Genomic DNA, 9,995 nt, shown 5'->3' on the forward strand with positions numbered 1-9,995 from the left:
AATTTGTTATGTGTGGTATCGTCGGTGGCGTTGCAGAACGTAATATTAGTAATATCCTCATCGAAGGTTTAAAGCGTCTAGAATATCGTGGTTACGACTCTGCGGGCTTAGCTCTCATTAACCAAGGCCATGTTCTACGTGAACGTCGTGTCGGTAAAGTAGCCAATCTGGGTGGTGCGGTTGAAGAATCACAGATTATCGGTTCATTAGGGATTGCACATACTCGCTGGGCAACCCATGGCAAACCAACTGAAAACAATGCACATCCGCATATTTCAGGCAACGTTGCTATCGTACATAATGGCATTATTGAAAACTATCAAGAACTAAAAGATGATCTTGAAGCACGGGGGTATGTATTTACCTCTCAGACCGATACCGAAGTGGTTGCCCACCTGATTCATGATGCATTGAAGTCAACGCCAAGTTTACTTGAAGCAGTCAAACAAGTCGTGCCACAACTTAAAGGAGCTTATGCTCTCGGTATCGTACATACTGATTATCCAGATGAACTGATTACCGTGCGTGAAGGTTCACCTTTGGTCATTGGCGTAGGTATTGGTGAAAACTTTATCAGCTCAGACCAATTGGCGCTGCTTCCGATTACCAACCGATTTATTTATCTCGAAGAAGGTGATATTGCGCGTCTCACTCGTAATAGCATTGAAATCTTTGTTGATGGTCAATTGGTTCATCGCCCAGTAAAAGAGTTAGATGCGACCGTCAGCAATGCATCAAAAGGCGAATATAAACACTACATGCTCAAAGAAATTTATGAGCAACCTGAAGCGATTCAACAAACCATTTCACAAGCCTTAAATGGCAATGCCCTACGTGAAGATTTCCTTGCGAATGCTGTTGCAGATTTATCTCAAATTCAGCAAATCCAAATCATTGCCTGTGGTACCAGTTACCATGCGGGTATGATTGCAAAATATTGGTTTGAACAGCTCATTGATCTGCCTTGCCAAGTGGAAATCGCGAGTGAATTTCGCTATCGCACACCAGTGATTGTCAATAATACCCTATATGTCTGTATTTCTCAGTCCGGTGAAACAGCAGATACTTTAGCTGCCCTGCGCGATACTCAAAAGCGTGCTACAGCAAAAGGCTTAGACATCATTACGATGACCATTTGCAATGTCGCAACATCTTCCATGGTACGTGAAACCAACCATAGCTTATTAACTCTGGCAGGTCCTGAAATTGGTGTTGCATCCACCAAAGCATTTACCACGCAGCTTGCAGCGCTTATGTTATTGGTACTCAAAATAGGTACGATTAAAAATCGTATCTCTACACAACAGGTGGCTGAGATTACCGCTGGACTTTGGCACTTACCTAAAGTCATTTTAGATACTTTACGGAACGACGCTGAAATTCTCCGCCTCTCTGAACTATTTGTAGAGAAACAGCATTGCTTGTTCCTTGGTCGTGGGACTCACTTCCCTATTGCACTCGAAGGTGCATTGAAACTAAAAGAAATTTCTTATATTCATGCAGAAGGCTATGCAGCAGGCGAACTTAAACACGGTCCACTCGCTTTAGTTGATAATGAGATGCCAGTGGTCATTCTCGCACCGCAAGATGACATGCTCGATAAACTCAAATCCAATATGGAAGAAGTCCAAGCGCGTGGCGGGGAACTCTTTGTCTTTGCCGATGAAAACAGTGGCATCCAAGCCAAAGACCGCCAACATGTGGTCTATGTGCCAAGCATCAGCCCTGTATTAGCTCCGATTGTTTATAGCGTTCCCGTACAGCTCTTGTCCTATCATGTTGCCGTACTTCGAGGAACCGATGTCGATCAGCCTCGAAACTTAGCTAAATCCGTAACTGTTGAATAATAACGTTTAAAGGGCTGACTTCCAGCCCTTTCATTTTTAAATAGGGTAATAAAATGACTTTAACCTGCTTCAAAGCCTACGACATCCGTGGAAAGCTTGGCACAGAACTCAATGAAGATATTGCATATAAAATTGGTCGTGCTTATGGGCAAATTTATCAACCAAAAACAGTTGTGATTGGTGCCGATGTTCGTCTAACCAGTGAAAGCCTTAAACAAGCAACCATTCAGGGTTTAAATGATGCAGGCGTAAATGTTCTTGATCTGGGTATGACAGGTACAGAAGAAGTTTACTTTGGCGCATTCCATTTAGATGTCCAAGGTGGTATTGAAGTAACGGCCAGCCATAACCCTATGGATTACAATGGGATGAAACTGGTTCGCGAGAACTCACGACCAATTAGTGCGGATACAGGTTTAAAAGAGATTCAAGCGCTTGCTGAATCAGGCAACTTTATCGACGCGACTCAAAAGGGGCTTGTAGAAAAATACAATATCCTACCTGAATTTGTAGATCACCTCATGACCTACATTGACCCGAATAAGATTCGCCCAATGAAACTTGTCACCAATGCAGGTAATGGTGCAGCAGGACATGTGATTGATGCGATAGAAGAAAAATTTAAAGCATTAAATATCCCAGTCGAGTTCATCAAGATCCACCATGAAGCTGATGGCAATTTCCCAAATGGAATCCCTAACCCTATTTTAATCGAAAACCGTGATAGTACCAGCCAAGCAGTACTTAAGCATGGTGCAGATATGGGGATTGCTTGGGATGGGGACTTTGACCGTTGTTTCTTGTTTGATGAAAAAGGCCAATTCATTGAAGGTTATTATATTGTTGGCCTCTTAGCACAAGCCTTTCTACTCAAACAAGCAGGTGAAAAGATTGTGCATGACCCTCGTTTAACCTGGAATACATTAGATATTGTTGAGAAACATCAAGGGATCGCCGTCCAATCTAAATCAGGCCATGCATTCATTAAAGATGTAATGCGTGAGCACAATGCTGTATATGGTGGTGAAATGAGTGCCCACCATTACTTCCGTGATTTTGCTTACTGTGATAGTGGAATGATTCCGTGGTTATTGGCTGTTTCTGTACTATCTGAAACAGGTCAATCTTTATCTTCATTGGTTGAGGATATGATTGCAAAATTCCCGTGCTCAGGTGAAATTAACTTCAAAGTTGCCGATACACAAGTCACCATTCAAAAGATCTTTGATCATTTTGCTGACCAAAATCCAGTAATTGATCAAACTGATGGCGTGAGTTTAGATTTTGGTATTTGGCGTCTAAATGTACGGGCTTCAAATACTGAACCACTATTACGCTTAAACATTGAAAGTGATGCAAGTAAAAACCCTGAACCAATACAAGTCTATGTCGATCAGTTGACCCAACTTATCCAAGCTTAAGCAATATTTAGCCTCAAATAAAAAACCATTCAAACGATTTAACATCGTTTGAATGGTTCATGTATAGATACGTTTTTTAAGAAAGTCTTTTTAACTTAGTAAAATAAAGAACGATCCAAAGGAATTTCAACCCCTAAAGACACGCCGCTATCTCCACCATACACGTCAGAGTCACTGACCCAACCACTTAATTTCAACGGCGTATTCGGACGAAGATAATGTGTCCACGTTAAATCCAGAGCTTTGATTTCATCTTTTTGTGGAAAAGCATGATTGATTTCAAGTCCTGACTGATTCACTTTTGCCAACAAGATGCGACCATTTAAACGATTCATTTTATCGAAACGAATATCCCCACCTAAACTATACATCTGACCATCACCGCCCATAGCGTGACCTAAAGGGAATCCATGTTGGTAGTAACCATCTGTATAATTATGATGATTATATGAATAACCCCAAACATCACCATTGGTACGTGTATCTGCCCATTCAGTATAAAGCTGGAACGGCATATTCTTCACTTGTGAGGAATAATCGAGTCCTGCCAAATACATTTTCCGAGATGGCAGTAAACCTGATTCATCTTCACCGACAAACTGCCCATACAAACTCAATGGAACTTTAAACCATTGTTGTAGATTTAAACGCGCATCTAGGCCTGCAATTTGGTTTGAGGCATTCCCCTCTCCAGTACACCCACTATCATCACATTCGTTATCTTTACCAATAAAAGCATTCCAATAGGCTTTGAAACTATCAGGTTGACCTTGACCATCTATTTGGAATGTACGTGATGCACCCAATTCAAGATAAGGTAAAGGTTGGGCTGTTAAACGCATTCCCAAGAGATTTGTATTTGGCACGGCCTCATAATCATCTAATCGGCCAGCAAAAACTTGATACTGCCAAGGGCCAATCCAAGACAGCCATTTCGTTTCAAATGCCTTTTGCTCAGCGCGTTGCATTGTAAAACCGTATACTGGACGACTTGCATCCCCTCGAATTAGACTACCATCATGTCCAGGCCCCCAATAGGTCGGAATCTGCCCTGCAATCAACCATTGATTCCACAACTTTCCAGCTAAATATGACCCTTCAACATTCACATCATGCCCATTATCAATAATAGGGTCTTTTTCAGCATTAATACGCAGTCTTGCATCCCATTGCGCCCCACCAGCATTGAACTCAACAGCCGCTTGGTATTGTGATTTTTGTTCATCTGCAAAATGTTGCGGTACATTTTGTGGATCAGATTCAGCATATAAACTGGCTTTGGCCGTTGTATTTTCCGCACTTAAAGCAGCTTGCACGGAGTCCAAGACTTGTTGCTGAACTTGATTATCAATCTTTGCATTAGATAAAGCACGTTGTATTTCATCACCACTTAAAGGCCATGTAGACGTGCTAATTTGAATCACACCTTGTTGATTTAACCAATTTAAATCAGTTCGTAAGTCTTCATTATTTAACACAATTCCTTGTGCAATGGCTGGCAAAGAAAGTGCAGATAAAACCGCAAGTGACAAAAATCTAATACTTTGATATCTCATAAATATTCTTCATCTAAGTTCATTTTTAAAAAACATCATAGCGATGTTTTTTAAAATAAGGGAATAAATACATGATTGTTTGCATAATCAATACATGATTCAATCATATTTTAAAGACTCATGAGATTTTTTATTCAACACATCTAACTTCGGTCAACTAAAGCCATGATAAAAATAAAAAAATCACTCATAATATTCTTTTAATCATTAAATTTTTGTCTAAAAATAAAACGAATAACTTGAGGAAAGAAACAAATTTTAGGCAGTCTGAACCCTATTTACCTAGTAAAATATCCAACAGCCCTCGCGTTGAACTATCGAATTCAGAGTAATCTTTTTCTGTACCTGTTAAAATCGGAAGTACTTGATTTGCAATTTGTTTTCCTTTCTCAACACCCCATTGGTCAAAAGCATTGATATTCCAAAGTACAGATTGCACAAACACTTTATGCTCATACAATGCCACAAGCATTCCCAGTGTATAAGGGCTCAGTTCTTTAAGTAAAATTGTTGTACTTGGTTGATTACCGTCATATTTTTGATAATTTTCTAAACCTAAAACCTCTTCAGCGTCTAATGCTTGATTACCAAAGGCCAATAGTCGAGACTGAGCCAAACAATTCGACAGTGCTAAATGATGCTGATCAATTAATGCATTGGCATTTTTAACATAGGTAAATTGGTTCGCTGCATAACGATTAACGGGCGCTATAAACTCACAACTCACTTTATGCGCACCTTGGTGTAACAACTGATAAAAAGCATGTTGTGCATTCGGACCAACTTCCCCCCAGACAATTGGGCAAGTGTTTAGCTCAACTTTCTTTCCGTTACGCTGAATAGATTTACCATTCGATTCCATTTCAAGCTGTTGTAGATATGCAGAAAAATACTTTAAACGACCATCATAAGGTAAAATAGCCTGCGTCTGAATTCCCAAAAAGTTATGATTCCAGATCCCTAAAATACCCATAAGAACAGGAATATTTTGCTGTAAAGGTGCGTTTTGAAAATGCTCATCAATTGCATAGGCCCCTGCAAGTAATCGCTTAAATCCTTGCACACCAATATTTAATGCAATCGGCAAACCAATACAAGACCATAAAGAGTAACGGCCACCCACCCAGTCCCAGAGTAAAAACTGATTATGGCTTGCTATACCCCATTCTGTCATTTTCTCAGGCTTAGTCGATACACCAATAAAATGATGCTGATTTACTGCTTCAGATTGCCCCAATTGCTTTTCGAGCCATTGGCGTGCTGTTTGTGCATTGTATAATGTATCAATCGTTCCAAAGGATTTGGATGAAATAATAAACAATGTCGTTTCTGGACGTAACTGATGCAACAGATCTGAAAGTTGAGTGCCATCCATCGTTGACACGAAATGCACCTTCAGAGGCTTAATCGTATTAACTTTAAAATCAGACAAAGCATGACTCACCATCAATGGGCCTAAATCAGACCCACCCACACCAATATTGACCACATCTTGTATAACTTCACCTGTTGCACCACGGTACTGACCCGCATGAATTTTCTCAACCAATGCATACATTCGCTCTAATTGCTCATGTACTTTGCCTGCTAATTTAGGATGCTGTTCATCATGCTTCGGTAAACGAAGCGCCCAATGCATAGCTGCACGCTGTTCTGTATAGTTAATTTCTTCTTCTGAAAATAAACGTTTCGTCCACGTAGAAAGATCACGAACTTGTGCAAAGTCAATCAATGCGCTTATTACAGACTCATCAACACGATGTTTGCTGTAATCAAAAGTAATTTCGTCATACTGAACAGAAAAATGCTTAAATCTTTGATTATCTTCGGCAAAAAACTCGTTTAAATGCTTTTGACCTACGGTCAAACTTAAATCTTGTAAATGCTCAAGTGTTGTTGGTAATGTTTTTTTAGGAAAAATAGTTAAATTTATCATTATCTTCCTACTCCCATATATGCAAAACCCTGACTTTTAACATAATCAGGTTGATAAATATTACGTCCATCCAAAATTAAAGGATGAGCTAACTTAAGTTTTAATTGCGTATAATCAAGTGACCAATATTGCTTCCATGCAGTCAGAACACATAAACCATGTGCTTGATTCACCGCGTCATACTGATCTTCACATAAAATTAAATTATCACGTTCACCATAAATTGTATGTATTTCTTCTAAGGCTTGTGGATCATGCAAACGAACAGTCACACCTTGCGCCCACAGTGCGGCAAGCATCGGATGAATAGGTGAGAAACTGGTACTTGAGGTATGTTGCTTAAAAGCAGCCCCCCAAATCGCAATCGTTTTTCCAGCTAAATTTCCATGAAAATAATTCCACAACTTGCGAAAAAGAAACTCTTTTTGTTGCTCATTGATATCCCAAACCTGTCCCAATAGCTGACTTTTTGTTCCAGTATTACTGATGGTATTTGATAGAGTCAAAATATCATGTGAAAAGTTTTCACCACCAAAACCTGCACCTGAATATAAATACGATTCACCTATCCGACTGTCTGCTGCCATTCCATCTCGAACATGGGCAATATCAATACCCAACTTTTCAGCAACATCTGCCAAATCATTCATATAACTGATACGAGTCGCCAACATGCCTGAAATACTGAGTTTGGTAAATTCAGCATCTAAAACAGGCATAAATAAATATTGTTGCTGGCGTGGGAATAAAGGTCGCAACATTTCCTCTAAGTCACCCTGTGCTTGTTGGTCAGCACAGCCAATAATCACTTTAGAGGCACTCGTCACACTTTTAAAAGCTTGACCTTCCTGAATAATATCCGGGAAATAAACCCAATGATCTTTTGTTAATACGGCTTTTAATTTTTCAGTACCATTAAGACCAAAAGTAGAGGCATTAATCATCAATTTAGGATGAATAATCGTGCGCATTTTTAATTTCTGTACAACATCAAGTGCCTCAGCCTCTTGAGTTGGATTGAAACTAAAAAAATACGCATCAATATCTAAGGGAAGAGCCGCAAAATTACAATAACTTAGAAAACCACTTTGATGTTGTTTTTCTAAAGCACGAACAACATCTTGATCTCTAAGATTGAATAGCGCTGTATGGTCTTGTAAATCATTACAAATAAAGACCTGATGTCCACTCTCTGCAAGTAATGATGAGATAACACCCGCATACAGCGTTGTACCAAACATTGCGATTTTCATGGCTCATCCCTCTTTTTTTTATAACTCTAACTCTTTAATCAGTGCTTTAAACTCATCACCTAACTTGGGATGGTCAACACCATAATGTAAAACTGCTTTCAAATAGCCAATTTTGCTACCACAGTCGAACGTTCGTCCTTTCATGCGATATGCTTCAACAGGCTTTGATTGCTGTAGCATTGCAATCGCATCTGTCAGTTGAATTTCATTCCCAGCACCTTTCGGTGTTTGTTCTAATAAAGTCATAATCTGTGCAGGCAATACATAACGCCCAACAACTGACAAATTAGAAGGAGCCGTACCTATTGCAGGTTTCTCTACAATTCCTTGCATGACATAACTTTCGCCTTCAGCAGGAATTTCAGCAACATCGACAATGCCATATTGATCAACCAAACTATCAGGGACAGCTTCAACCATAATTTGGGCTGCGTTTGACTTAGTATAACGCTCAATCATTAAGCTTAAATCGTTGCGCGTATCACTATCTTTAACCAAGACATCAGGCAGGAGCACAGCAAAATCATCATCACCAACAATAGATTTAGCACAAAGAACAGCATGGCCAAGCCCTAAAGGTTGTGGTTGGCGTACACTAACAACACTTACACTTGCAGGTAAAATGTCGGTAATTTCCTTAAGTAAATCAAACTTCTTTTTTTGTTCTAATATCGCTTCTAATTCAAAGTTACGATCAAAGTAGTTTTCTATAGATGCTTTCGATGAATGTGTGACTAAAATGATTTGCTCGACCCCAGCAGCTACTGCTTCTTTGATGACATACTCAATTGCTGGGCGGTCTACCACAGTAACCATTTCTTTAGGAATCGCTTTACTTGCAGGCAAGAATCGGGTACCTAGTCCAGCCACAGGAAGAATCGCTTTTTTAATCATCGAAGTTACACTTTTTCATCAAAAAATTATTTATTAACACTACACTATTTTTTATTTCAAAATGTTTAAAAATAGTGCAAACAACCCAAAGTTTGTATAAACGTATCAAATATTGAAAACACAAATATTTAATATGCAGCTTTATTAATGAAACCCTTAAACACCGTTAAAAATATAATTTTAATATCCAATAGAAGACTCCAAGTTCGGATGTATTCCAAGTCACATTCAACACGCTTTTCCATCTTATCCAGAGTATCTGTTTCCCCACGCCACCCACGAATCTGTGCTAAGCCCGTAATACCAGGCTTCACTTTATGTCTAAGCATGTAGCCCGTGATTAGTTTGCGATATTCTTCATTGTGCGCTGCTGCATGTGGACGCGGACCTACAACAGACATACTGCCTAATAAAACGTTAAAAAATTGCGGTAGTTCATCTAAAGATGTCCGTCTTAAAAAGCCACCTATTGGGGTCAACCGAGGGTCATTTTTAATGGCCTGAGTTACTTTTGTTCCATTTTCCATGACATTCATACTTCTAAATTTGTAAACTAAGATCGGCTTTCCATTTAAACCATAACGCGTCTGCTTAAAGAAAACCGGACCTTTAGATGTCAATTTAATAGCAATTGAAATACCAATTAAAATTGGAGAAATCAACAGTAAAATAACCAGTGCAAAACAAATATCTTCAATGCGCTTCAGTAAAGTATTAATACCTGTTAAACGAGTATCTATAATTGGAATGATCGGCGTACCATTAATATCTTCAACACGCGAGTATAAAAAGTCATGCGAGAACAACTCAGGAATAATTACTGTTGAACATGTAGTATCTGCTAAAGACTTAATAACTTGATCAGCTTGTTCAATATTATCTTGATTGATCACCACATAAACCTTATTAATTTTTTGTTTGTGAACAATCTCCATCGCATCATCAAGTCCACCAGAATAAACAAAGCGGTCATAGTCCTGTCTAAATGAGAACACACCTATTGGGTTAAAACCCGTCCACTCTGAGTGCTTTAAGTCTTGAAAAAGCTTCAACGCTTTGTCTGTATTACCCAATATCAGGACATCATT

General features: G+C 39.1%; 7 protein-coding genes. 2 read left to right on the forward strand and 5 right to left on the reverse strand.

Going from position 1 to position 9,995, the window contains the following annotated elements:
- The first annotated feature begins 8 nt into the window (after window positions 1-8).
- Entirely contained in the window at window positions 9-1,847 is a 1,839-nt protein-coding gene (glmS, locus tag GBI16_RS07585; RefSeq protein WP_086210693.1) for a glutamine--fructose-6-phosphate transaminase (isomerizing), read from the forward strand.
- Window positions 1,848-1,900: 53 nt separating this feature from the next.
- Window positions 1,901-3,268, forward strand: a complete 1,368-nt coding sequence (locus GBI16_RS07590) for a phosphomannomutase CpsG (protein WP_151706835.1) — start codon at window positions 1,901-1,903, stop codon at window positions 3,266-3,268.
- Window positions 3,269-3,363: 95 nt separating this feature from the next.
- On the opposite strand, the gene GBI16_RS07595 is transcribed toward GBI16_RS07590, so the two are convergent.
- The 5 genes from GBI16_RS07595 to GBI16_RS07615 form a co-directional block, all read right to left on the reverse strand.
- Window positions 3,364-4,830: a capsule assembly Wzi family protein gene (locus tag GBI16_RS07595; RefSeq protein ID WP_171494543.1), complete on the reverse strand. Its 1,467-nt coding sequence runs from the start codon at window positions 4,828-4,830 to the stop codon at window positions 3,364-3,366.
- Window positions 4,831-5,098: 268 nt separating this feature from the next.
- Window positions 5,099-6,760, reverse strand: a complete 1,662-nt coding sequence (gene pgi, locus GBI16_RS07600; RefSeq protein WP_042891518.1) for a glucose-6-phosphate isomerase — start codon at window positions 6,758-6,760, stop codon at window positions 5,099-5,101.
- Window positions 6,760-8,013: a UDP binding domain-containing protein gene (locus GBI16_RS07605; RefSeq protein ID WP_042891516.1), complete on the reverse strand. Its 1,254-nt coding sequence runs from the start codon at window positions 8,011-8,013 to the stop codon at window positions 6,760-6,762. Before GBI16_RS07605 ends, pgi begins: the two co-directional genes overlap by 1 nt.
- A gap of 18 nt (window positions 8,014-8,031) precedes the next feature.
- A complete protein-coding gene (gene galU / locus GBI16_RS07610; RefSeq protein ID WP_151706837.1) occupies window positions 8,032-8,907 on the reverse strand; it encodes a UTP--glucose-1-phosphate uridylyltransferase GalU in 876 nt (291 codons plus the stop codon).
- A 128-nt stretch (window positions 8,908-9,035) separates the two neighbouring features.
- A partial coding sequence (locus tag GBI16_RS07615; protein ID WP_151706838.1) for an undecaprenyl-phosphate glucose phosphotransferase occupies window positions 9,036-9,995 on the reverse strand: 960 nt, incomplete at its 5' end.

This window comes from Acinetobacter sp. TUM15064 (assembly GCF_008980265.1).
Lineage (GTDB): Bacteria > Pseudomonadota > Gammaproteobacteria > Pseudomonadales > Moraxellaceae > Acinetobacter.